The organism is Chryseobacterium indologenes, from assembly GCA_016025055.1.
Taxonomy (GTDB): domain Bacteria; phylum Bacteroidota; class Bacteroidia; order Flavobacteriales; family Weeksellaceae; genus Chryseobacterium; species Chryseobacterium indologenes.
The window spans coordinates 2019198-2042216 of record CP065590.1; the positions used below are offsets into that span (position 1 = coordinate 2019198).

A 23019-nucleotide genomic window follows, 5' to 3' on the forward strand; every position below is an offset into this window, starting at 1 on the left:
TATGAGAATATATCATTAACTTCTAAAAGCAGTATATGTTATTTAATTCCCTAGGATTTCTTATATTTTTACCGATAGTATTCTGCTGTTATTGGTTTGTTTTCAATAGAAAATTTCAACATCAAAACAGATTGTTATTACTGGCGAGTTTTTATTTTTATGCTTGCTGGGATTGGAGATTCTTGTTTTTGTTAATGTTTTCTATCGGTTTAGATTATCTGTCAGGAATCAAGATTGAAAACAGTAAAAACAATCGTGAAGCCAAATTCTGGCTTACCCTGAGTATTGTTATCAATTTAGGTTTTTTAGGTTTTTTCAAATATTATAACTTCTTTGTCGGAAGTTTTGCTGATCTTCTGAACGGTTTTGGGTTTACAGCTAATGTATGGCTTCTCAATGTGATACTTCCTGTGGGAATTTCATTTTATACTTTTCACGGACTGTCTTACGTAATAGATGTTTATAAAAAAAGGATTAAAGCTGAAAGAAACTTTACAGATTATGCCGTGTTTGTAAGTTATTTTCCTCTTTTGGTAGCGGGACCCATAGAAAGGGCGACCCATTTGCTGCCACAGATACAGAGACAAAGAACCTTTAATTATGAACAGGCTGTAGATGGGATGCGCCAGATTCTTTGGGGTTTTTTCAAGAAAATGGTGATTGCTGACAATTGTGCCCCCTTAGTTAATGAAATTTTTACTCATTATCATACAGAAAGCCCCGGCACTCTTGTTGTTGGAGCGATCCTGTTTGCTTTTCAAATCTATGGAGATTTTTCAGGATATTCCGATATAGCCCTGGGTGTTTCCAGATTGTTTGGTATTGAGTTGCTGAAGAATTTTGCATTCCCTTATTTTTCGAGAGATATTGCCGAATTCTGGCGAAGATGGCATATTTCACTTTCATCCTGGTTCAGAGATTATCTTTATATTCCGTTAGGGGGAAGCAAAGGAGGTCTTCCGATGAAAATAAGGAATACCTTTATTATCTTTTTGGTCTCGGGGTTTTGGCATGGCGCCAACTGGACATTCATTGTTTGGGGCGGTCTTAATGCTTTGTATTTTATGCCTCTTTTGCTTATGAATAAAAATCGCCAGAATCTTGAAGTGGCGGCTCAGGGGAAATGGCTACCGTCAGCTAAAGAATGTCTTCAGATTATCATCACATTTTCTGTCACTTGTATTGCCTGGATTTTTTTTAGAGCAGAATCTGTCACTCAGGCCTATCAGTATATAAAAAGAATATGCAGTACCGAGCTTTTTACTATTCCTCATTTACCTGTTAAAGCAATGGCTCTTATTGCAATAATGTTGGTAGTGGAATGGATTAACAGGGAACGTTTTCATGGATTGGAAATTAAAAGGTTCTCTCCATGGATAAGGCGTTTCTTTTATATTATACTTATTTTCATTATTCTTCGTTACGCCAATTTCGGAAATAATGCGTTCATTTATTTTCAGTTTTAGCATGAAAAAATTTTTAATCAAAATACTACCTTATTGCGCTGCAGTGCTTATTACCCTTGCTGTGCTGGGATCTTATGCTGACGGTAATACAGATGATAATTACATGCATTTTGCTGTTAAAAAACCACAGAATATTATCTTGGGAGATTCCAGAGGATCTCAAGGAATATTACCTGAAGTTTTAAGAAATAAGCTTTCTGTGCCTTTTGATAATTTTTCCCTGAACATTGCTCAATCTCCTTATGGTCAGGTTTATTTGAAAGCTTTGAAACGAAAGCTGGATCCCGATACTAAAAGGGGTACGTTCATTTTAAGCATAAGCCCATGGAATGTATCGCTTGCTAATTCTATTAAAAAAACAGAAGATTTCCCGGAGGAAAATTCTCCATTGAATAATATGTATTTCTTTGATCTTTCTCCCAATTATGAATACTTACTCAAAAACTATTCAAGAAGTTGGTTTAAAATATATACCGAGAGAGAAGAAGCAGGTAAATCTAATACTTTTTTGCATAAAGACGGATGGATGGAAGTGAATGTAGATATGAACAAAGATTCGGTAGCCGCGAGAACAATAAAAAAAATTGAAGGATATCAAGTATTGGCAAAGGAAACAGAACTGTCCCCCGAGAGATTAAAAGCATTTGAAGAAATTATCAGCTACCTACGAACAAGAGGGAAAGTGTATATAGTTCGCATTCCTGCATCTGAGAAATTGATGGTTCTTGAAAATGAAAAATTTCCAATGTTCAGCAAGTCGTTGAAAGACATTGGACGAAAACATAATATAAAAGTGTTTGATTTTTCGAAGAATTATGCAGATTTTGAGTACACAGACGGAAATCACATGTATAAAGAATCCGGTAAGGTATTTACTGCTCAGATTGCCGATTCTATTCTGCAGGATAAGAAAGGCTTAAAATAAATTTTCTCTGAAGTTGATATTATAAATTCCCGACCGTATACTTTTATAATCTGTTATCAGGTATTTCAGGATCATTTTCCATTTTTGTACCGTAGATGTGTTGGCGATTTGAAAACTTCTGTACATTCTTTCGATGTGCAGTTTTACATTTTCCGGGATTGTATCTTCATTTTTTGCCCACTCATTTACTTCTTTCCACAGGAGAACTCTTGTAATGGCCGGATTTACTTTTTTAGAATCTACGACCGTAATTCTGTTGTCTTCGTGTACTCCTCTTACAGCAACCGCCTTGTCCAGGATGCCGGGATAAAGGTCAAGGTAGTAGGACAGACGGAATAAAAATTCTGTATCCTGATGAAGTCTTAAAGTAGATTTAAATAAAGGGTTCATTTTTGTCATCAAGGAATCTTTACGAATCGTCAACGCATCAATGCTGAACAGTCCAAAGCTTCCCAGCATATGAAGCTGACCCGGGAAAACTTCTTTAGGATCATGTCTTTTATAAACAGTTGTCAACTTGTCTTTAAATAACGAATAATACTGTTCTTTTGCCGTTTCTGAGTAGTAATGTACACCAAGAGCTCCATATACGCCTTCTACTTCCTGCTTTTTGAAAAGCTCTCTTTCAGCATCAAACCTATTGGGAAGATAATAATCATCTGCATCTAAAAAAGCGATGAAATCACCGGTAGATTTTGCGATTCCTAAATTCCTGGTGGGGCCCGCCCCATGATTTCCTTTATCGGGGTGTTGGTAAAGTTTTACCTTCTCATATTTTTCGGAAAGCTGTTCACATACCTGCAGTGCATTATCCGGAGACTTGTCCTCTATCAAAATAACTTCATAAACTTCATCAAACTGTAAGGCAGATTCTACTGCTTGCGAAACATATTTTTCGGCATTATAAACAGGAATAATTACTGAAATCTTCATTATTGAACTTGATTTTATTTCATCTTTGTGTTTGAAAACTATTGCAATATAGTCAATTGTGAGTATTTATAACAGATTTTTTTTTTAAAAAAATACAGATATTTATCTATATCCATTAGTGATATATCTATTTCACTTTTCCGCTCCCGCGACTAGAATAATGTCTCTTTTTGATATTTTAATGTAGCATTTGCTTATGATAGTAATGAATGCCTGAAATTAATATTGTAAAGCCCGGATCTGATGCTTTTGTAATCTGTGACCATGTATTTTACAATCATTCCCCATTTCTTCAAAATAGGAGCCTTGGCTATTTCAAAGCTTCTGTGCATTCTTTTGATGTGAGTTTTTACTTCTTCAGAAATGGTCTCTTCAGTTTGTGACCAAAGATCAACTTCCCTCCATAGTAAAGCCCTTGAAAAGGCAGGATCTATGACCCGCATATCAACTTTGGTGATTCTGTTGTTTTCATGTACACCCCGCATCGCAATGGCTTTATCAAGGCTGCCCGGATAGAGATCCAGATAATAGGACAGGCGAAACAGAAATTCGGTGTCTTCATGAAGCCTTAAATGGGCCTTAAATAAAGGTTTCATCTTATTCATCAAAGACGTACGACGGACTGTTAAAGTATCAATACTGAATAATCCAAAGCTTCCAAGCATATGCAGTTGCCCGGGGAATACATCCTTTGGATCATATCTTTTGTACACGGTAGTTAAGCGATCTCCAAACAAACGGTAATATTGTTCTTTTGCTTTTTCTGAATAATAATGAACGCCCAGCGCTCCATATACCCCTTCCACTTTAGAATCTTTGAATAATTCTCTTTCAGAATCAAATCTGTTGGGTAAAAAATAATCATCAGCATCAAGAAAAGCGATAAAATCACCAGATGCTTTTTCCATTCCCAGATTTCTACTGGGACCTGCACCGTGATTCTCTTTATCCGGGTGTTGGTAAAGCTTCACTCTTTCGTACTTTTCTGCGAGTTGCTGACATACTTGTAATGCATTATCCGGGGACTTGTCTTCAATCAGAAGAATTTCAAATACTTCATCGAATTGAAGAGCTGACTCTACTGCCTGTGAGACAAACTTTTCTGCATTATAAACGGGAATAATTACTGATATTCTCATTTTCATTTCTCCTTTGCAATAATTTTAGAATTATTATGCGTTTTATTTAGTACCATTTTAAGCACGAAATTTAAGCTTTTAATTTCAGTTTTGGGGATTCTGATTTATTTTTTTCAACAAAATGTGAAAAAATGGACACTGGAGTTAAGAAAAAGGTGTTTTTTCAAGCGGGTGGTCCTGTTTTAAAAGAAAAAAACAATGAAATTAGGAGATTTTAAAATATTTTGGGTGTCTTTTATTGTATCTGATTTAATTTTTTTTTCGATTACGAATTAAGATAGGTGAATCTATATTTTGTTTTTAGAATATCCGGATTCTTCAGCAAAGCACCCAATAAGCTTATCGCTTTGGAAAAGCCCTTCTTTCCTGACAGCTCAAATGCTTTTTTCTGAAGATACAAAAGTTGCGAAACATCTTTGTCCATAGACAGAGGTTTCGACCACTCATAAAGAGAGTTCCAGAAAAGAGATTGTCTCTGATTATATTGAGGTGAATATTTTACAATTTTAGTAATTCTGTTATCATCATGAATTCCTCTCATCGCTACAGGCCGATCAATTATTCCGGATTTCAGATAGCAATAATAGGCTAGTTTAATAATGAAATCTGAATCCTGGTGTACGCGCAGAACCTCATTAAACCTCAAATGGTGACGGTCGATTGCAGACTTTCTTATCGTAAGAGCATTAAGATGGAAAAATGAACCGAAACTTTTCGGTGTAAGTCCCAGCAGGCCACGGAAGACATCTTTTCCTTCTGCTGAATAATTAACCGTGGTAAGTGTACTGTCGCTAAATTTGGATTGAAATTCCTGTTTGCCCTTTTCAGTAAGGTATTCTATACCTACAGCCCCGAAAACAGCATCTGTCTTTGGATCTTTAAAAATATCTTTTTCTGCCTCAAATCTATTAGGAAGGTAGTAGTCGTCCGCATCCAGAAAGGTAATAAAATTTGTGCCAGCCTTTTCAATTCCCAGATTTCGGGAAGCTGCAGCTCCATGATTTCCTTGATCCGGATGTTGGAAAAGTTTTATTTTAGAATAGTTTTCTGCTAATTTTTTGCAAATTTCCAATGAATCGTCAGTTGATTGATCTTCAACTAAAATAACTTCTTTTACTTCGTCTAATGCCAATGCGGAAAGTACTGATTTTTCAAGAAATTCAGCAGCATTGTAGACGGGAATTATTACAGAGATATCAAGCATTATAATACAGATTGGTTATTGTGTGCCCAAAGCGCCAATTGCAAAAGGTTCCAGTGTTTATTATCTTTATGTAAAAACCTTTGGGTAGCATCAAAGTCAATATAGTTGAAAACTTTGTTATTTTTATCTTTCAGGAGGTCGTCAGAAAACTTCATCAGACTATCTTCTTCAAACCAGCTCTTAACGCTAAGACCAAAGCCCTGCTTATGCCTGTTTCTGATGGTTTCTGTCCAGTAAGAACCCATTGTTTCCCGGAGGATGATCTTATCGTTTTCATGGGTAAGTTTTAGATGATCCGGTAACTGGATGCAGAATTCAGCAAAGTCGAGGTCCAGAAAAGGGGTTCTCACCTCCAATGAATTAGCCATAGCCATTCGGTCTGATTTTACCATCATATTGCCAGGAACATAGTTTTCAAGGTCTACTCTCATGATGTCGTTTAGTGAATTCGGATCCGGGGTGAAGCTATATCCCTGTTGGTAATCCGTAGAGATTCCCAGCATTTTGCGTTCTTCTTTATTAAAATCATTTCTGACCGAATTAAGATGGAAATCCAGAATGGAATCATACCTTAAATTCTGTTGGGTTAGAAAAGAAACAGGTTTTATTTTCTGGTACAGATTGAGTCCGAATCTTGCAATAATATTTTGATAACTGAAGTGATTTTTCAGTTTATTTTCTACCGTATAGAAGTGATACCCGCCAAACAACTCATCTCCGACGTCTCCCGAAAGAGCCACGGTAAGATTTTTTCTCGCATTCTTACATATTTCATAATGTGGAATAAATGAAATATCTGCAAAGGGCTCATCAAAGAAAGGAGAGATATTACGCAGGGACTCAGCAAGATCTTTCTTTTGTTCATGAACCTCAATATGATTGGTCCTGTATTTATCCGCTATTTCTTTTGCATACTTCAGCTCACTGTCCTTATGATCATATCCAAAACTGATCGTGGTCTGGTGAGGTAAAAATTCATCAACCAGTGCTACGACGGATGAAGAATCAAGGCCTCCGCTCAGGAAGCTTCCTACTTCCACATCTGCAACAAGTTGTTTTTTGACGGCGTTTTTTAAAAGATAAGTAAATTCTTCCCTGGCATCAGAAAGACTGATCACCCTGTCTCTGGCCGGAAGACTGTAATAACGTGAAACCTTTATTTTTCCATCCTTCCAGATCAGCTGATGGGCTGGCGGAAGGGTAAAAATATTACTGTAGATACTTTGATACGTGCTTACATATCCGTATTGCAGATAATTTGAAAGAGCTTCGGGATTTACTTTCGGCTGAATGAGTCCGGATGCTAAAATAGCTTTGATTTCTGAAGCGAAAATAAATTCATTGTTGCTTCCTATGGCATAGTAAAAGGGCTTCTCTCCAAACCGGTCCCTTGCACAGTATAATTGTTGCTTACGGTCATCCCATATGGCAAATGCAAACATTCCCGGAAGCTCATGGATAAGGTTCTCCTGCTTTCGCTGGTACATGGCAAGAATGACTTCGGTATCAGAACCCCCGTGATAGGGATATTCGGCATATTGTCTCTTAAGATCCTGATATCCGTAAATTTCCCCGTTCAGAACGATGCATTCGTTGTTGGTATTGGAAAACATGGGTTGCTTTCCATTGTCTGATAAATCGATAATAGAAAGTCTGCGATGTCCCAGTGCTGCATTTTCATAAAACTCATAATGCGAAGAATCCGGGCCGCGGTGGATCATAGAATCTGTCATTTTCCGGATTTCCACCTGATAGTTTTTGGCGTTCTGGCCGATAATTCCTGCTATTCCGCACATAATATTTTATTTTTCATCATTAATTCTCCGGTTTTGGATATGCTAATTTACGACAGATTAAGAAAACTTGCACCTGTTTGCGCAACCTGTTTTTTGAAATCAGTCAGCTTTTTCTCTTCTGCTGTAATTTTTTTGTATTTTTCTGAAAGTTCTTTGTATTTGCTGATCTTACCTGTGACCAGGTTTTTGATCATGCTCTGCTTTAAAGATTTTTTTTCCAGTTCCAGTCCATCCGGGATGGCCGGATTCATGATATTGGTTTCCACACGTAGATCCGGATATTTCTTGACATCTATTTTATGAATCGATTGTACCCCGTCGTGTACGGCTTTGCTGCCTGGAACCAGAAGCACTTTTTGGTGATGAAAACGAAGCCTGTTGACGTACTCATCATCTTCGCCGTAATGGAAAAAATACGGGTTGAAACCTCCTATTTTTTCTATTGTTTTTTTGGGCAAAAGCCAATGGGCAGCATTCACAAACATAATCTCATAATACGGTTTCAGGGTTTGAAAATACAGGTCAGAGATCATTCTGGTTTTCTCATAATTCTTGGCAATGTACTGATCGAGGAAAATATCAAGATATTTCTCAGTTCCATCAATGTGAATAGGACTGAGAACTCCTATTTCATCCTGATTGGGATGGTCATTATATACTTCAAGAAGTTTTTCCATGGTGTCTTCATAGAGCCATGCATCCTGATTCATGAGATAAAAGAACTCGGCGTCTTCTTTGTAAGCTTTTTCAATACCGATATTATTAGCTTTTCCAAATCCAAGATTGGTTTCGGATTGGGTAAAATCTACTTCGGGGAAATGCGTTTTTATATATTCCTGGGTTCCGTCTGTGGAGCCGTTGTCTATGACGAAACATGTAACCGGAACAGAGGACTGTCTCAGGCTGCTGAAACATCTTTCCGCCCATTTCATGGCGTTGTAGGTTACAATGATAATGTGAATCTTCGACATTTTATTTTAATCTTTTTTCTGTACTGTTCAGAATAATTTACAGCAAATTATGGATTTTAAAATAGATAAAGTAATATATCTTTTTTATCAATGCATCAACCGGTGGATAGGTCATAAAGCCTTGGGTGAAAAGAAGCATTGTCCATAACGAATTAAACAAAATCAAAATAATGACAATGATATCTTCTTTCAGAGAGCTGTTGAGCTGTTGTTCTCCTGCAATGAATATCGTTAATAATGTGAAAAAAATATTGATCCATCTTCCCCAATCGTAAGCAATGTAGAACAAGGGAAGAAGGAAAATAACCTGTATAATGAGGAATTTTTTATTGATTATAACTTTGTTGAATTTACAATAAATGAAAAAGGTTAATGCTGCAAAAAACAAACTGATCAGATAGGTAAGGTACCCATAAAGGTGAGCCTTGTAAAAGTTCAGTACGTTATAATGCGGATCATATCCGTATATTCCCCGAAGTACGAGGTTGAGCCCATGTTCTTTTAAAAAATTAATAGAATTGGGAGTAGTAATACTGTATCCAAATCGATAAAGGATCATCATAGTGACTACTGAAGGAGCAATATGATAAAGCAATATATTTTTTATTTTGACCGGTGGAGGGGCCTTATCCTTCATAAAATAGGTAAAACCTACGAAAGGAATAAAGAAGAAGGCGACTTCATGATTAAGGATAGCCAGAATAATGGAGAAAGTTACCCAAAAATGCGGAACCCTTTTCTTCGCGTCAAGAAAAGAAAAATAAATCAGGTATAATAAAAAGATTAAAATTTCTTTTTTAGCTGCAATTGTGGGATCTTTTAAAATCATCCCCAATCCTGCCGGCAGTAATAGTAGGCTTATGGTCAGTAAAGTGTTTTTCTTTTGAACAAAAAGTTTTATAAGAAGAAAGAAAAACAGAGTGTATATCAAGGTCACAAAGGTAAAGACTGCCCATTCCAGTTGCACTCCGGTAATCTCATTAAGAAAAATAAAAAATGATCCGAAGAGTCCTCTACGTTTGAAACCTCCATCCTGATAGCTGATTAGCCATTCACCAAGATACCATCCGTTTTTATAAAAGATTACCTGATTATAAGTGTTTTGTACACTAATACAATAGTAGATAACCAATATAAAACCAATGATGTAATTGATGAGTTTTGTTTTCATAATGCTATTTAAACAGATGTCTTGAAAAAAGCTATTTAATCAATAAATACTTTTTTAAACTTATCCATTACCGGATGAGGCAGGAATTTCTGATATAATTCCCGGGCTGACAAGGTGAGTTCTGCATCAAGAATAATATCTCTGAGCTCTTTACTATCGTTGTAATAGTATGCCTGATCTCTCATGTGGCTGATGTGGGCTTTTTCGGGAGGATTGGCAAAGGCGATCACAGGTTTTCCCATGATGGCAAACTCTGCAACCGTTATCCCGAAAGTTTCTCCTCTCTGTCGTGCATGCAGAAGGGCATCACAGGTGTTGATAAACTTCTGTTTCATGATGATATCCGAACTTGGCGGAAGAAATATAATATTGGGAGGAGCTGATTTCCACCATTTCTTTTTGATGAAAGGATCTACGCCCATGAAGATAAAATAAATGTCTTTGTACTGAGAAGCTATTTTTTCAATAGTTTGCTGCGCAAATACGATGTTGAAACTGATGTAGCCTCCATAGTATCCAAATACTTTTGCTTTGGGGGGAATATTCAGTTCTGCCCTTAGATTCTCATGGGTCTGGGTTTCGAAATTAACCATATGGGGAACATAAGGGTGTTTGGAACCTGTCATTTCTTCACTCAGCCATTCGGAGACATAAGCATAGACATCACCATGAGGTTCGAAGTGGGTAAATACACTATGTATGGCTGTTTTAGCTTCTTTGGTATCGATTCCGTCGATATATCCGTTTTTGATGGCATAAAAAAGGTCTATCTGATCTTCTGTGATCATTTTATCTACCTCACTGAAGTCTGAATAACCGTGTACTTTGAAACGTTTCTCAAACTTTTCAATGCCCAGCGGATGATTGGTTTTTGCATTTTTATTATAAACGATTACAGATTCATTTCCCAGATATCTTTCATTGAAATCTGCATAATCGTAAACTGCGATAGAAGTCCCCCTGTAATTGAGTTCATCTTCATGGAAAAGAATTTTCATTCCGCTCATATTATTTAAATATTTTTTTCAATCTTCCTTTGATCTTTTGAAGAAGGGTCTTCTTCGGATACTTGGTGAGATCATTGTGTTTAAAAAGTCCTTCTCCCTGGGCAATCTTAAAGTTTTGCTTCACCCACCATGCCGCGATATTTCTTTCCAGAGAGGCTGTTTCTCCCGAAAACGGAATAATTGTTTCCAGCAGAAAATTTTTTTTAACAAGATAAGGATTATTGGTCCAGTTCGCCCAGCGGGAAGTGGTAATAAAATATTCTCCCTGTTTCTGAATTTTGTCGGGAAATTCTGCTGCGGGATCCAGCCAGTGCAGGGATTCCAGAAGGTGAGGGGAAGTACATTCGTGCCAATCGTCGTAATAGTTGAGCTCGTTACCTTTATGTCTGATAGAGATGAGAGGGTAACCCGGTTGCTCTCTGCTTCTGTAACGGATGACATCGAAGCCGTTGTTAAGCAATTCCAGTCCGCTCTCAAGGCGTGAAAATACAGTTTTTTCATCCTCAATCAGCTCAAAATCGTGTTCCAAAAAGAGAATATTGTCGCAGGCTGCATTTTCAGCCAATGTTTTCATTCCTTTCCCGATTCCTATATTTTCCTGTAATCCTATGTACTTTACCTTGTACTGATCGGCTGTTTTTTTGTCTTCATCACTGACTTCCTGAAAAAGTACCACTATATCTTCGATCATTTCCAGAAGACCGAATTTTTTGTACGATTTTAAAGTGTTTTTCAGGGTGTTTCCACTTTTCCATGAAAGAATACAGACGCTGATGGGGAGTTTTTCCATAGTCATTATTGCTTATAGGTTCAGGAACGGATGTTGGGCTGTCATTGAAGTTTTTCTTGCCTGCTCAATCTCCTCGAATTTTTTCGAAAAGTATTTATATTGTTCGAGACAGAACTTCGCTTCACTTATATTTCCTTTAACACTCATTTTTAGGAGATAGGAAAGAAGTGCTGTCTTTTCTCTTTTAACATTATAATCATAGTTGGGATCCAGATATTTGGTTTCCCTCTGCATTTGCATCGAAAGTCTTGCTATTTTTAATGCTTCAGCTTTATCATTGGGTTCTTTCTTGTAAAATGACTGTACGGTGTCATGAATGACCTTGCTTTTTGAGCAGACAATGATTTTAAGCTCAAAATAAGTCACACGGTGTACATATTCATAGTCTTCTGCACCATGGAAAAAATAAGGATTAAATCCACCCACTTTTTCAATGATTTTCCTTGGAATACACCAATGGGCAGCATTCACAAAACTGATCTCGTAATAGGGCCGGGTATCACCAAAATAGACGTCAGAAAGCATTCTGTTGTTTCGAAGATCCTTGGCCAGATAATTTTCAAAATGTAGATCAAGCTTCTTTTCGCTTCCATCCAGATGCATTGGGCTCATGATCCCGATTTGATTTTTCTCCGGATGAGCATGATATACGTCCAGCAATTGCTGAAAGCTATCCGGATAAATCCAGGCGTCCTGGTTCATCAGATAAAAGAAATCTGCTCCTTCCTGATAAGCTTTTTCAATACCGACATTATTGGCTTTTCCAAATCCCGCGTTGTCAGGAGATTGAATAAAGTCTACTTCCGGAAAATGGGCTTTTATATATTCCTGGGTCCCATCGGTAGATCCGTTGTCAATGACTATACAAGTCACAGGCACAGAAGATTGCCTTAAGCTTGTAAAGCATCTTTCTGCCCATCTCATGGCATTGTAAGTGACAATGATAACATATATATTCGCCATTTTACATATACTTTTGGGTTAAGGTATTTAAATAGTCTTCCGGGCTCACTCCGGAGAAAAAGGAGGTGATGTTTTCTGTAAAATCTACTTTGTAAAAATCCCCTTCATTGATTTCTGAGTACTTTCCTTTTTGCTTGGTTTTATTCTCAATAGCTCTGATAATCTCTTTTAAATCATAATAATAAGGGAATGCACAATTCACAATCCCATTATTAAGAAGAACGCAGTTGATTTCCAGAAATTTTGTGATATCGTCCATATCGATCAATAATCTTCTTGCCTTACTGTGAACCGTAAACTCATTGTTATTTTTGATCTGGTTTTTCAGGTAATTAAAAAGGGTATTGGGATTTCCGCCTCTTCCTACAATGTTCCCGATTCTGAGGATAAGGTAATTTTTTGAATGGTTTTGGATATAATCTTCCATAGCCAGCTTATGCAAAACATAGTGACTGTCTTGTTTAGACTGATCTTTTACACTTAATGTGGAAAAGTATATTAATTTTTATCGCTGCTATTTTTCATTGTGTTTTTTAAAAGAGCAGATTCTCTTTCAAACTCTGAACTCCTCGTTTCAAGGGAGTTGGAGACACCGGATGCAAAGAATAGATAATCCTCTGAATCGATGCTTTGTAATGCGTTGGCGATAAGTCCGTTTCCTATAATCATTGACCAATGTGTGTTTTTTATAGTTAAAAAAACTATGTTTTAATAAGAATATCCATGGTTTCTATTAGTTTTCATATTTAGCAATCCCTTTATTGTCATGTTCTCCTTTGGTGTTGAGCTTCCATGAGCTGGATTTATCGACAGATTGAATATAATGCAAATATTCTTCCGTATAATTTTGAGGATCCATATACCAGCCTCCATGTAAAGCGGTGAAGTCTCCTCCAATTCTTATGCCTTCCAAAAACGCAAGGTTATTGAATCGTTTCGGATAATACGGTTTATATAAAGCAAAAGTGGTATCAACATAGGCTGAATAAACATTGTTTTCCAGTTGTTTTTCCCAGAATTGTTTTTCCCATTTCAGCACTTTTTCTTTCAACGGGAAATAGTCAGGAATGGTTTCTATATCGAGGGCAAAACCAACTTTAGTGATTGTGCTATGGTAGATATCCATTTTGGAGATCATCTCAGACATAAAATCAACCGGTAGTTTTTCATTGGGAACAATATCCGGATCTGTTAAAACAAAATAGCCTTTACCATATTTTTCCTGTAAATAAGGGGTGTCGAAAAAGACTTTATGACCAAGATTCCCAGGCATACGTTCTACGGTAATTTCTTTTTCAATGGTTTGATAATAATCAAGTAGCGGCTGATAATCTGATTGGTTATCTATAATAATGATATTTTCAAATTTTCTCTGCTGTAAAAAAGCAATCAGTTGCTTGAGGTAGTGAAGCTGATTAAAATTTATAATGATAACAGGAATGCGTAACGGGTTTTCTCTTTGAGATTTTACAAGCTCATCATTATGAATCAGATACTGATACAGATACTTGTTGGTCACTTGATGCAGTTTTCCCGTATAATGCGCAGGATCCCAGACAGGATTGCTGTTTTTAAGTAAAAGATACTCTTTTCTGGGAACACCTAAAAGCTGTTTATAGCTTTTTAAATGATAATACAGCTTATAAAGACTGATATTTAATTTCTTTTTATTCTGCCAGCAATAATGAAGATGTACATTGATCAGCTTGTGTAAAACATCAGGACTGAATTTGCCATAATAGGTATTGATGAGGTATCCGAAAAACTGATATCTCGCCTCTGTCTTTCTTTCCTGATACGATTTGTTTTCTACATCTCCTGAAATACTGGCGGTAGATATACGTACAAATGTTTTTGCAGTATCAATACAGTATACCGAGCCAAAGTCCGAGAATTCCAGCACCGCGAGATCATCCGAATGCCACGCCAGAGGAAATTCCCTGAAGTGATATTTCTCATAGGCACTTTTCCTGAAAATGTGTTCTGACAAACTGGAGCGATGCCCTTCATATATTTTTTGCAGCCATAAATGTACTGCAGATTCTGTCGTATTGTATTTTGTGAAAGAAGAAAGAATCTTGCCTTCCTCATCCATTAAGGCCTGGGAAAACTTTACAACATTGATTTTTTGCTCTTCAATGGTATTCAGGTGATGGTAAAATTCTTCAACAAAATTTTCAGAAACAGTATCGTCGTCTCCCAAAATAAGAAACCATTCTTCTTTTACATTTTCCAGAATTCGGGCCCATTGTAGAGCCAGATTTTTACCACCTAGATTTTCTTTATAATCAAAATATTGATATTCATCATTGCTGAGATATTGCTCGAGAACAGGTAAGGGATCATGTGGGCTATTATCATTGCCGATATAGAGCACAAAATCGCGATTCGTTTGTGCAACGATAGATTGTACGGTTTTTTCCAGAAAATCTATCTTATAATACGGAATGACAATAGCAAGTTTCTTCATTATCTTTTAAAAATAGAAAGTATTTTTTCTGTTAACTGATATCTTTTGGAATTGATTAATTTCTGTAATTGACTGTTGTAATAGTCCGCTTTTTTCTGACTCTGCTCCAACTGATAATGAAGCTGATGCAGACTTCCCAGATATTGATGGAAAAAATCCAGATGCTTTTTTTCTATATGAAACAACATCATTGTTTTTCTGGATTGGCTCAGTTCGGTAATCATAGAATTTTCTTTGATCCTGTAATAAAAACATACATCATCAATTCTATACACATTGCCCCCATTCTCTAACAGTGAAATCCAAAATTCCCAGTCTTCCAGACCATACAACATATGAGTATCATAACCTCCGACTTCTTCCCAACTTTGTTTCTTAAAAAAAGCTGTGCAAAAAATGATGTTCGTTTGGGCTAATGCCTGATGGCTGAAATCGGGTAGTTCCCAGAATTCATTAACGGAGCCAAATTTTTCTGCCTTACAATAAATGATTGTATATTGTTTATCAAATTCCTTCGCTGCCAATTCCAGATACCGGTTGCTGATCTTATCATCTGCATCCAAGGGAAGAATCCATGCTCCTTTTGCTGCTTCTATACCGACATTTCTTGCTGAAGACAAACCTCCGTTTTCTTTATGAAGATAGATAAAACGATTGTCTTTTTCTATCCATTTTTCAGTAACCTCTTTGGTATTGTCAGGAGAACCGTCATCCACAATAATGCATTCCCAATTGCCATAGGTTTGGTCCAGAACAGATTGCAGACATTCATCAAGATAAATGGCCTGATTGTAGCAAGGGACGATAATGGAAATCAATTTAGGCATCCTATTAATTTAATTGTTTTCTGTAGCGGAAATATGAAGCATATTTTCGAAATGGAACTTTAAAATTAATCAATTTAAAATGTCTCAAAAATATAGCAAATGCCTTCCTTAGTTCTTGATTTATTAAATAATGTTTATATACATTAATTGCATAGTGATTAATAATTGAAATATCTTTATCAGTATAGTTGGTTTTAAAATACTGATTAATTCTTTCAATTTGAAAGAAATGCTTTAGATCTGACTTTACACCTACTAATTGTGACATGGCACCGTATTCGTTCACACGATAGACAGAGTAGCATTCTTCTGATACATAAGCCATAGAATTTGGAAACGAATTTAGGATATCAGCATACAGCATCCAATCACCAAAATAGATGTTTTTAAAATAATCAAAATGGAAGTTGTAATTTCTAAACATAGAAGTACAGGCAACCAAATTGTTTTTAACATAGAAATCTTGTATTTGGTATATGTTTTTTCTATGGCTGTTCCCTATAATATCCGAGAGTTTATCGTCTATCAGCCTCTGCGCATGTCCACTGTGAATAGAAAAGTCTAAATTTTCTTCTAAAAAAATTCACTTGCTTCTGAAGTTTTAAAGGATCTATCCAATAGTCATCTCCTTCACAGATAGCAATATATTTACCTTTACAATTTTTGAATATTTCATTTTGATTTTTGACAGCGCCGATATTTTGAGCATACAGTAAAAGCTTAAATTTTCCAGGATACAACTTCTGATAATCAAGTAATATTTGTCTAGAATTGTCCTCTGAGCAATCTTCTCCTATAACAATATCATAATTGAAAGTAGTTTTTTGTCTCAAAAGACCGTTGATGCAGTCTTTTAGATAATTTGCATGGTTATATACCATTACAAATATACTTACTGTTGTTTCAGGAAGATTAGACAATAATACAGACATTCTAACCTCTTCTTCATTTTGGTCTGTAATAACAAAATTATTCTTCAAGTAAGATTTTATAGCTGCAATATTTTTCGGATTAACAGTAAGATAAACTTGTTTAATCTTTAAAACTTCCTTAGCATAATATAATATTTGATAAGTTACCAATTGAGAAATACCCTTTCCCCAAAGCTCTTTTTTCCAATGAAGATATGAAACTCTGCACAATCGTCATTAATATTGGTAAGTTGTACATTCCCTACGTATTCCTGATCGCATAATATAGCAAATCTTCGGGAAGTCTTATCCTTAAGCGCTTTTTCAATCCAAGCTGTCTCAATTTCTTTTGTTATGACTATATCAGGTTTTGAACCTGTAAATTCCCATATTTTAGAATCATTTCTCCATAGATATGAGGTCAGTGCATCTTCCTTAACAAGAGGTCTTATTAAAACATTATACATTCTAGAATTTTTTTCATTTCATTTATAGAATATCGCTGATCTATGGGTAGCGCTATGACTTCTTTTGTTAAAGTGTAAGCGTTTTTAGTCTCATCACACCAATCTAGAACATTTGGCCAATAGGTAGCACAGTAAATTCTTTTGTTGATAAGTTTTTGTCTAAGATTTTTATCATCTGTTCTGAAAGGATAAATTAGCGGAATTGATTCTTCCGAGACTTCGAGACTAAGCTTATTTTTTTTCTGTAAGACATTATGTAAATAAAAGAAATTTTCTCTTCTACATTTTTTTATATTTTCGTAGTCAATACCAGATAGTATTTTTTCTGTTAAATTTGACATTTTTTTGATTGGTTGGTTTTGTAATGATTTATCATTTTCACTAAAATCAGTATATCCCTGTTCAGCAGATAAATCTATTCTTTTTAAGAGATGGCTCATACGTTGATAGCTCTCATCTTTTTTTAACTCCAAATCAATTTTTTGATTAGTAAACAAAAAACCACCGTCTGCAACACCTACAAATTTTCTTGGGGAATAAAATTGATCAATGTCATTAATCACGGGCGAAAAAAGAGCCTGGGCATTATCAATGATAATGTTTTTGGGTATCTTTTTTACTAAATTTTTAATGAAATTATCTTTAATACCAAAATAATTGGTGTACAAAAAAGTTTCATTATCTTTTATATTTTCATAGTTGAATAAGGGTTCCAAATTAAAATCTACATCATAAAATTCATACTCAAGATTAACCTTGTTAATAGGTTCTAAGATGACATCACAAGTATAGAATGGAATATAGATTTTTATTTTTTTTTGAGAACGGAGGATATACTCCAAACAATTCCTTGCAGAGTTTAATGCAATAGAATTGTGGCCAGGGTAGCCTAATTGGCTAACAGGTGTCTCTAGTTCAAAATATCCTCCTATTGCTTTATTAATCATGTAACCAATTCAAATTGATCCAACATATTATTAATCTCTTCGGGAGAGTTGAACATCATAACATCAATAATGGATAATCCATATTCAAAGGGAGTTCTATTCTGATCATACTCAATTGGTATCATTTTTTGAAATGATATATCAATATTACTAGCACTATACTTTTCTGTGTCAAAAAATTCTAGTCCTCCTATTGGATTTATATAATGAACGTTACCCTCAAGTTTCTTGCATATATTTAAAGCCCATTCATCCGGATTATCGGGTTCGTCAATATCCATATTCATTTCAGAAAACACATATAATTCTTTATTAAAGCCCAGATAAGTGCAAATTTTTTCCAATGAATTTTTGTTTAAGGAAGTGATTGTTTCATAATCACCCTCAAATATCTCCTTAATTAGTTGAACAGTTTTATAGTAATATGGAGCTTGTTTTTTATAAATTTGTAACTGGGAGAGGATTTTAGACTTCCAATCTTTAGAATTATCTATCAAACAATTTTTAATTAAAGTGTCTCTACCGTTTTTTAATAATGGTACTTGTATATAAAGCCAGCCACCATTCTGCTTAAGTACACGATTTCTTTCAATCCATCCATGTCTGATAAATTGAACTGTGTCAAAGAGTATAAACAGATCAGAATGTTTTATCAGGCTCATATAACCAATATATGGCATAAAGTAAGGTTGCATGATTGCTGTTTTCATACTAATTATTTTGGATTCTAAGCATTAGTCTGGCAATAAATTCAACCTCTTCAAAAGTCATGTCATAATAGAATGGTAGGCATAAAGATCTTTTAGCAATATCTTCCGTTATTGATAACTCTAATTTTGGGAGGTAAGGTAGGGCAGAGGCTAAACTTGGATAAAAATACCTTCTGGTGAAGATTTCCTGACTATCCATTTCTTTCTTTAGCTTCAGTAAAAGTTCTTCACTTTCTAAAACAATTGGGTAATAAGGGAAATTTTCAGTTGCCTTAGAATGCCACAGAGGTTTAATTGCTTTTAAGGTTTTAAGTTTTTCGTCATATAATCGGGAAAGTGCTCTTCTTTTTTCGTGTATTTGATTAATATATTTCAAATTAGCCAGTCCCATCGCTGCGTGGAATTCAGAATTTTTACCATTAATTCCTATGTCTGAAAAAGAATCATATCCTGAAATCCCAAAATTCCTTATTGCAGCCAGTTTTTTTAAAATATCAGGATTCTTAGTAATTATAAGCCCTCCTTCTACTGTGTGATAAAGTTTTGTAGCATGTAATGAACATGTGGAGATATCACCATATTCAAAAATTGATTTTCCATTAAGCTTTACCCCAAAAGCATGTGCAGCATCGTAAATTACTTTTAGATTATACTTTTTAGCAATTATTTCTATGGCTTCAACATCACATGGGTTTCCATAAACGTGTGTAGCAAGGATTGCTTGAGTATTTTCTGTGATGGCCTGTTCTATTTTATTGGGATCAATGCACAAGCTTTTGGAATCAATATCAACAAAAACAGGTGTGCATCCTTCCCAGACTATAGTACTTGTAGTTGCAATGAAAGAAAAAGGAGTCGTAATAATTTCGCCGGTAATTTCCAATGCTTTAATAGCCATTTGTATGGCAATAGTGCCATTGGTTACAAAAAGAAGATGGTTTACTTTAAGATATTTTTTGAGCTCCATTTCAAGCTGACTTGCTAATGGCCCCATATTGGTAAGCCAGTTTCTTTTCCAGATACCTTCTAAATATGCATTATATTCTTCTTTAGGTGGAAGAAAGGGTTTTGTTACGGGAATCATAATTTATTGTATTTTCCAGTTAAATTCAGGACGGATAAATCCTGGCTCGCGTCCCATATATACTCCAATTTCTCTGTTACCATCAACGACTGAAAAAGAAACAATATCATTTTCAACGATAATAGCTTGTTTTTTATCTTCTACAAAGAAAAAGCTCAAATAGTAATTTCCTGATTGGAAGAACTTTTTAGGGAAAATACACGTTAAAGAATTTTCACCTTTTTTATATTTAATATCATTGCTTGAGAATGAAAATAAAGCCTCCCCATAATCATTTTTAAGATGATAGGTAATATGATAGCGTTCCGGCAGATCAGTATTGAGAATAAAGTTGGTAATGAACTCAATTTCCTCATTTTCATCCAATGGCTCATTCACGCTTTTTGATTTATTTTTGAAGATGATTTCTTGCAGACAGAAAAATTCGTTTTTAATGTTTTCGTATATAAAATGATTGGTATTGTGAGAATTATTGCTTCCAAGATATCTTAAAACAGTTTCATCAATGTTTCCTTGGTAGTCCACCTTTCCGTTGTCAAGAAGTATTCCCTTAGTGCAAAGTGTTTTAATTGCAGCCATGTTATGACTTACAAATAAAATGGTTCTTCCTTCACCCTTTGTTACTGCACTCATTTTATTTAGGCATTTTTTTTGAAAATCTGCATCCCCTACAGCCAATACTTCGTCCACAATTAATATTTCAGACTCCAGATGAGCGGCTACTGCAAAGGCGAGCCTCACATACATTCCTGAAGAATATCTTTTTACAGGAGTGTCTATATATCTTTCAACTCCCGAGAAATTTACAATTTCATCAAATTTGCGTTTAATCTCTTTTCTGGTCATTCCCAAAATAGCACCATTTAAGAAGACATTCTCACGGCCTGTCATTTCAGGGTGAAAACCTGTTCCTACCTCTAATAAGGAAGCGATCCTTCCGTTAGTATAAATTTTTCCTGTTGTAGGTTTTGTTACCTTACTTAGAAGTTTGAGAAGAGTAGATTTTCCTGCTCCGTTTCTACCAATAATTCCTACAGCATCCCCCTGGGATACTTCAAAATTAATATCACGTAGTGACCATACATAGTCAGAATTGCCTTGAGTAGTCCTGTCATTGGCATCACCAATTTTTAAATAGGGATCTTCTTTCCCCCGTACTTTATGCCAAAATCTGTTGAGATCATGTGATAAAGTACCTGTTCCGACTTCTCCCAGACGATATTGTTTTGATATATTTTCTGCTTTTAAAGCTAGCATGTTTTCGTGTTTTAAATTTTTACTCAGTATTGTTTATATCCAATAATATGGGATTATACTGTGTCCATAAATGTTTTTTCAACCTTATTAAAAGTAACTACTCCGACAACAAGAAGAAGTAAAATGATAATTGTACTGGCTACAAGCATTACCGGTGAAAAGTCACCCACTCCCAGCCATCCGTATTTAAAGCATTCAAAAATACCCGTCAGTGGATTAAACTTTGCTAATTTCTTGAAATATCCAGGTAGCATTGATACAGGATAGATTACAGGGGTAGCATACATATATAATGTAATACCAAAAGTTAATAGCATGCTTAAATCCTTATATTTTGTAGTAAGTGCTGAAAAAATCATTCCAACTCCTAAAGCAAATAATGCCATAAGAATTAATAAGAATGGAGTTGCTAAAACCCACCAGTTTGGAGAGATTTCGTTTTTAAATACATAATAGATCCAAACAAGAAGAAATAACATAAACTGCACGCTCAAACGCATCAGGTTTGAGATGACTATGGAAATAGGTGTTACCAGTCTTGGAAAATATACTTTGCCAAAAATCCCTGCATTTCCTGTAAATGTGGCCGAAGTACCAAGGAGTGCTCCTGAAAAATAGTTCCACAAAGTAACACCTGCAAGATAAAATATAACACCGGGAGCCCCATCTGTAGGCAGCTTTGCAAACCTTCCGAAAATAACCAAATAGGTAATAGTCGTAAAAATAGGATTAATAAAAAACCAGATAGGTCCTAAAATAGTTTGTTTGAAACTTGATATAAAGTCTCTTTTGACAAACATATAAACAAGATCTTTATACCGCCATACTTCTTTGAGTTGTATATCAAGTAAAGAATGGTTGGCTTCAATCGTTTCCGTCCACTTTTGCTGTGGTTCGTTCATTTGTGTAAGTTTTTGCAAATTTATAATAATTAATTTCTTACCGTATTGTTTAGTTTATGAACAATTGTTTACATAAAACTAAAAAATAACAACTAATATATTGATAATTGTTATGATGAGCAAAAACTATTGGCTATAAAGCCAATAGTCTGCATATTTAATAAATTATATGGTTATTTACCAACCAGTTGTTTAAGGTATTGTCCATAACCGCTTTTTCCATATTTAACCGCGGTTTCCAATAGTTTTTCTTCGTTAATAAACTTATTTCTAAAGGCTATTTCCTCAATACATCCGATTTTGAATCCCTGTCTTTTTTCAATAACGCTTACGAATTCAGAAGCATCATGAAGAGAATCGAATGTTCCCGTATCCAACCAGGCGGTTCCCCTGTCCAGAACTCCTACCTCTAATTTTCCTTTGCTCAGATAAACATTGTTTACATCTGTGATTTCAAGCTCTCCTCTTGCAGAAGGCTGTATGTTTTTGGCAATTTCTACCACCTCGTTATCGTAGAAATACAATCCGGGTACGGCGTAATTTGATTTCGGCTGCAAAGGTTTTTCTTCAATAGAAACGGCTTTGAAGTTGTCATCAAATTCTACCACTCCATATCTTTCCGGATCTGCCACGTGATAAGCGAAAACAACACCTCCGTCAGGATTGGTCTTGTTTTTTAATAAGGTTCCCATTTCAGAACCGTAGAAAATGTTGTCTCCTAAAACAAGTGCAGCAGGATCATTTCCGATAAATTGTTCTCCCAGAATAAATGCCTGCGCCAACCCGTCCGGGCTTGGCTGAACAACATATTCTATATTGCACCCTAACTGAGAGCCGTCGCCAAGAAGTTTGATGAATCCCGGTTGGTCATGTGGAGTGGTAATGATCAGGATATCTTTAATTCCCGCTAATAGAAGCGTAGAAAGTGGGTAATAGATCATAGGTTTGTCATAAACAGGCATAAGCTGTTTGCTGACTGCGATTGTTAGAGGGTAAAGTCTGGTTCCGGATCCTCCGGCTAATATTATTCCTTTCATGTATTTTGCGAATTATTCGGTTTTCATTTGTGTTGTCGGTGA

General features: G+C 35.5%; 21 protein-coding genes and 1 pseudogene. 2 read left to right on the forward strand and 20 right to left on the reverse strand.

The annotated features are described in order from the left end of the window. Positions 1 to 35 precede the first annotated feature (35 nt). Together H3Z85_09130 and H3Z85_09135 are read left to right on the forward strand one after the other, a co-directional pair. Entirely contained in the window at positions 36 to 1466 is a 1431-nt protein-coding gene (locus H3Z85_09130; GenBank protein ID QPQ53465.1) for an MBOAT family protein, read from the forward strand. Continuing rightward, a complete protein-coding gene (locus H3Z85_09135; GenBank protein ID QPQ53466.1) occupies positions 1441 to 2391 on the forward strand; it encodes a hypothetical protein in 951 nt (316 codons plus the stop codon). The genes H3Z85_09130 and H3Z85_09135 overlap by 26 nt, the downstream gene beginning before the upstream one ends. On the opposite strand, the gene H3Z85_09140 is transcribed toward H3Z85_09135, so the two are convergent. The 20 genes and pseudogenes from H3Z85_09140 to rfbA all read right to left on the reverse strand — a co-directional run bounded on the left by H3Z85_09140 (position 2383) and on the right by rfbA (position 22977). Then, positions 2383 to 3324 (reverse strand): glycosyltransferase family 2 protein, encoded by a 942-nt coding sequence (locus H3Z85_09140; GenBank protein QPQ53467.1) that lies wholly within the window; start codon positions 3322 to 3324, stop codon positions 2383 to 2385. The two genes, H3Z85_09135 and H3Z85_09140, sit on opposite strands and share 9 nt — an antisense overlap. Positions 3325 to 3518: 194 nt before the next feature. After that, positions 3519 to 4463, reverse strand: coding sequence for a glycosyltransferase family 2 protein (locus H3Z85_09145; protein QPQ53468.1), 945 nt, complete (start codon positions 4461 to 4463; stop codon positions 3519 to 3521). A gap of 265 nt (positions 4464 to 4728) precedes the next feature. Then, the gene (locus H3Z85_09150; GenBank protein ID QPQ53469.1) at positions 4729 to 5667 is read right to left on the reverse strand and encodes a glycosyltransferase family 2 protein; all 939 of its coding nucleotides are present in this window, start codon (positions 5665 to 5667) and stop codon (positions 4729 to 4731) included. Beyond that, complete coding sequence (gene asnB / locus H3Z85_09155; GenBank protein ID QPQ53470.1) at positions 5667 to 7463, reverse strand: asparagine synthase (glutamine-hydrolyzing); 1797 nt, start codon at positions 7461 to 7463, stop codon at positions 5667 to 5669. Before asnB ends, H3Z85_09150 begins: the two co-directional genes overlap by 1 nt. Before the next feature lie 47 nt (positions 7464 to 7510). After that, the gene (locus H3Z85_09160) at positions 7511 to 8434 is read right to left on the reverse strand and encodes a glycosyltransferase family 2 protein (GenBank protein QPQ53471.1); all 924 of its coding nucleotides are present in this window, start codon (positions 8432 to 8434) and stop codon (positions 7511 to 7513) included. Positions 8435 to 8471: 37 nt separating this feature from the next. Beyond that, positions 8472 to 9605 carry a hypothetical protein gene (locus H3Z85_09165; GenBank protein ID QPQ53472.1) on the reverse strand — a complete coding sequence of 378 codons (1134 nt, stop codon included), beginning with the start codon at positions 9603 to 9605 and terminating at the stop codon, positions 8472 to 8474. Positions 9606 to 9640: 35 nt separating this feature from the next. Continuing rightward, the gene (locus tag H3Z85_09170) at positions 9641 to 10612 is read right to left on the reverse strand and encodes a hypothetical protein (protein ID QPQ53473.1); all 972 of its coding nucleotides are present in this window, start codon (positions 10610 to 10612) and stop codon (positions 9641 to 9643) included. A 1-nt stretch (position 10613) separates the two neighbouring features. Then, positions 10614 to 11402, reverse strand: coding sequence for a glycosyltransferase (locus tag H3Z85_09175; protein ID QPQ53474.1), 789 nt, complete (start codon positions 11400 to 11402; stop codon positions 10614 to 10616). Positions 11403 to 11414: 12 nt separating this feature from the next. Further along, entirely contained in the window at positions 11415 to 12365 is a 951-nt protein-coding gene (locus tag H3Z85_09180) for a glycosyltransferase family 2 protein (protein ID QPQ53475.1), read from the reverse strand. A 1-nt stretch (position 12366) separates the two neighbouring features. After that, a pseudogene (locus H3Z85_09185) lies at positions 12367 to 13034 on the reverse strand (hypothetical protein). A 64-nt stretch (positions 13035 to 13098) separates the two neighbouring features. Then, positions 13099 to 14835, reverse strand: coding sequence for a glycosyltransferase family 2 protein (locus tag H3Z85_09190; protein QPQ53476.1), 1737 nt, complete (start codon positions 14833 to 14835; stop codon positions 13099 to 13101). Then, positions 14835 to 15662 (reverse strand): glycosyltransferase family 2 protein, encoded by an 828-nt coding sequence (locus tag H3Z85_09195; protein ID QPQ53477.1) that lies wholly within the window; start codon positions 15660 to 15662, stop codon positions 14835 to 14837. Before H3Z85_09195 ends, H3Z85_09190 begins: the two co-directional genes overlap by 1 nt. 515 nt (positions 15663 to 16177) lie before the next feature. Continuing rightward, positions 16178 to 16804 carry a glycosyltransferase gene (locus H3Z85_09200; protein ID QPQ53478.1) on the reverse strand — a complete coding sequence of 209 codons (627 nt, stop codon included), beginning with the start codon at positions 16802 to 16804 and terminating at the stop codon, positions 16178 to 16180. Then, positions 16738 to 17040, reverse strand: coding sequence for a GNAT family N-acetyltransferase (locus tag H3Z85_09205; GenBank protein QPQ53479.1), 303 nt, complete (start codon positions 17038 to 17040; stop codon positions 16738 to 16740). Before H3Z85_09205 ends, H3Z85_09200 begins: the two co-directional genes overlap by 67 nt. Then, on the reverse strand, positions 17025 to 17987 hold the full coding sequence (locus H3Z85_09210) for a hypothetical protein (protein ID QPQ53480.1): 963 nt from the start codon (positions 17985 to 17987) through the stop codon (positions 17025 to 17027). The genes H3Z85_09205 and H3Z85_09210 overlap by 16 nt, the downstream gene beginning before the upstream one ends. Next, positions 17984 to 18697: a WbqC family protein gene (locus H3Z85_09215; protein QPQ53481.1), complete on the reverse strand. Its 714-nt coding sequence runs from the start codon at positions 18695 to 18697 to the stop codon at positions 17984 to 17986. The genes H3Z85_09210 and H3Z85_09215 overlap by 4 nt, the downstream gene beginning before the upstream one ends. Position 18698: 1 nt before the next feature. Beyond that, entirely contained in the window at positions 18699 to 19781 is a 1083-nt protein-coding gene (locus H3Z85_09220; GenBank protein QPQ53482.1) for a DegT/DnrJ/EryC1/StrS family aminotransferase, read from the reverse strand. A 3-nt stretch (positions 19782 to 19784) separates the two neighbouring features. After that, a complete protein-coding gene (locus H3Z85_09225) occupies positions 19785 to 21038 on the reverse strand; it encodes an ATP-binding cassette domain-containing protein (GenBank protein ID QPQ53483.1) in 1254 nt (417 codons plus the stop codon). Positions 21039 to 21091: 53 nt separating this feature from the next. Next, complete coding sequence (locus H3Z85_09230) at positions 21092 to 21940, reverse strand: ABC transporter permease (GenBank protein ID QPQ53484.1); 849 nt, start codon at positions 21938 to 21940, stop codon at positions 21092 to 21094. Between the two features lie 173 nt (positions 21941 to 22113). After that, a complete protein-coding gene (gene rfbA / locus H3Z85_09235; GenBank protein QPQ53485.1) occupies positions 22114 to 22977 on the reverse strand; it encodes a glucose-1-phosphate thymidylyltransferase RfbA in 864 nt (287 codons plus the stop codon). Positions 22978 to 23019 lie beyond the last annotated feature (42 nt).

Bases quoted from the DNA above. Each gene is read 5' to 3' on its own strand.
- H3Z85_09130 (QPQ53465.1), top strand. From the start codon at position 36: ATGTTATTTAATTCCCTAGGATTTCTTATATTTTTACCGATAGTATTC.
- H3Z85_09135 (QPQ53466.1), top strand. From the start codon at position 1,441: ATGCGTTCATTTATTTTCAGTTTTAGCATGAAAAAATTTTTAATCAAA.
- H3Z85_09140 (QPQ53467.1), bottom strand. From the start codon at position 3,324: ATGAAGATTTCAGTAATTATTCCTGTTTATAATGCCGAAAAATATGTT.
- H3Z85_09145 (QPQ53468.1), bottom strand. From the start codon at position 4,463: ATGAGAATATCAGTAATTATTCCCGTTTATAATGCAGAAAAGTTTGTC.
- H3Z85_09150 (QPQ53469.1), bottom strand. From the start codon at position 5,667: ATGCTTGATATCTCTGTAATAATTCCCGTCTACAATGCTGCTGAATTT.
- asnB (QPQ53470.1), bottom strand. From the start codon at position 7,463: ATGTGCGGAATAGCAGGAATTATCGGCCAGAACGCCAAAAACTATCAG.
- H3Z85_09160 (QPQ53471.1), bottom strand. From the start codon at position 8,434: ATGTCGAAGATTCACATTATCATTGTAACCTACAACGCCATGAAATGG.
- H3Z85_09165 (QPQ53472.1), bottom strand. From the start codon at position 9,605: ATGAAAACAAAACTCATCAATTACATCATTGGTTTTATATTGGTTATC.
- H3Z85_09170 (QPQ53473.1), bottom strand. From the start codon at position 10,612: ATGAGCGGAATGAAAATTCTTTTCCATGAAGATGAACTCAATTACAGG.
- H3Z85_09175 (QPQ53474.1), bottom strand. From the start codon at position 11,402: ATGGAAAAACTCCCCATCAGCGTCTGTATTCTTTCATGGAAAAGTGGA.
- H3Z85_09180 (QPQ53475.1), bottom strand. From the start codon at position 12,365: ATGGCGAATATATATGTTATCATTGTCACTTACAATGCCATGAGATGG.
- H3Z85_09190 (QPQ53476.1), bottom strand. From the start codon at position 14,835: ATGAAGAAACTTGCTATTGTCATTCCGTATTATAAGATAGATTTTCTG.
- H3Z85_09195 (QPQ53477.1), bottom strand. From the start codon at position 15,662: ATGCCTAAATTGATTTCCATTATCGTCCCTTGCTACAATCAGGCCATT.
- H3Z85_09205 (QPQ53479.1), bottom strand. From the start codon at position 17,040: ATGTATAATGTTTTAATAAGACCTCTTGTTAAGGAAGATGCACTGACC.
- H3Z85_09210 (QPQ53480.1), bottom strand. From the start codon at position 17,987: ATGATTAATAAAGCAATAGGAGGATATTTTGAACTAGAGACACCTGTT.
- H3Z85_09215 (QPQ53481.1), bottom strand. From the start codon at position 18,697: ATGAAAACAGCAATCATGCAACCTTACTTTATGCCATATATTGGTTAT.
- H3Z85_09220 (QPQ53482.1), bottom strand. From the start codon at position 19,781: ATGATTCCCGTAACAAAACCCTTTCTTCCACCTAAAGAAGAATATAAT.
- H3Z85_09225 (QPQ53483.1), bottom strand. From the start codon at position 21,038: ATGCTAGCTTTAAAAGCAGAAAATATATCAAAACAATATCGTCTGGGA.
- H3Z85_09230 (QPQ53484.1), bottom strand. From the start codon at position 21,940: ATGAACGAACCACAGCAAAAGTGGACGGAAACGATTGAAGCCAACCAT.
- rfbA (QPQ53485.1), bottom strand. From the start codon at position 22,977: ATGAAAGGAATAATATTAGCCGGAGGATCCGGAACCAGACTTTACCCT.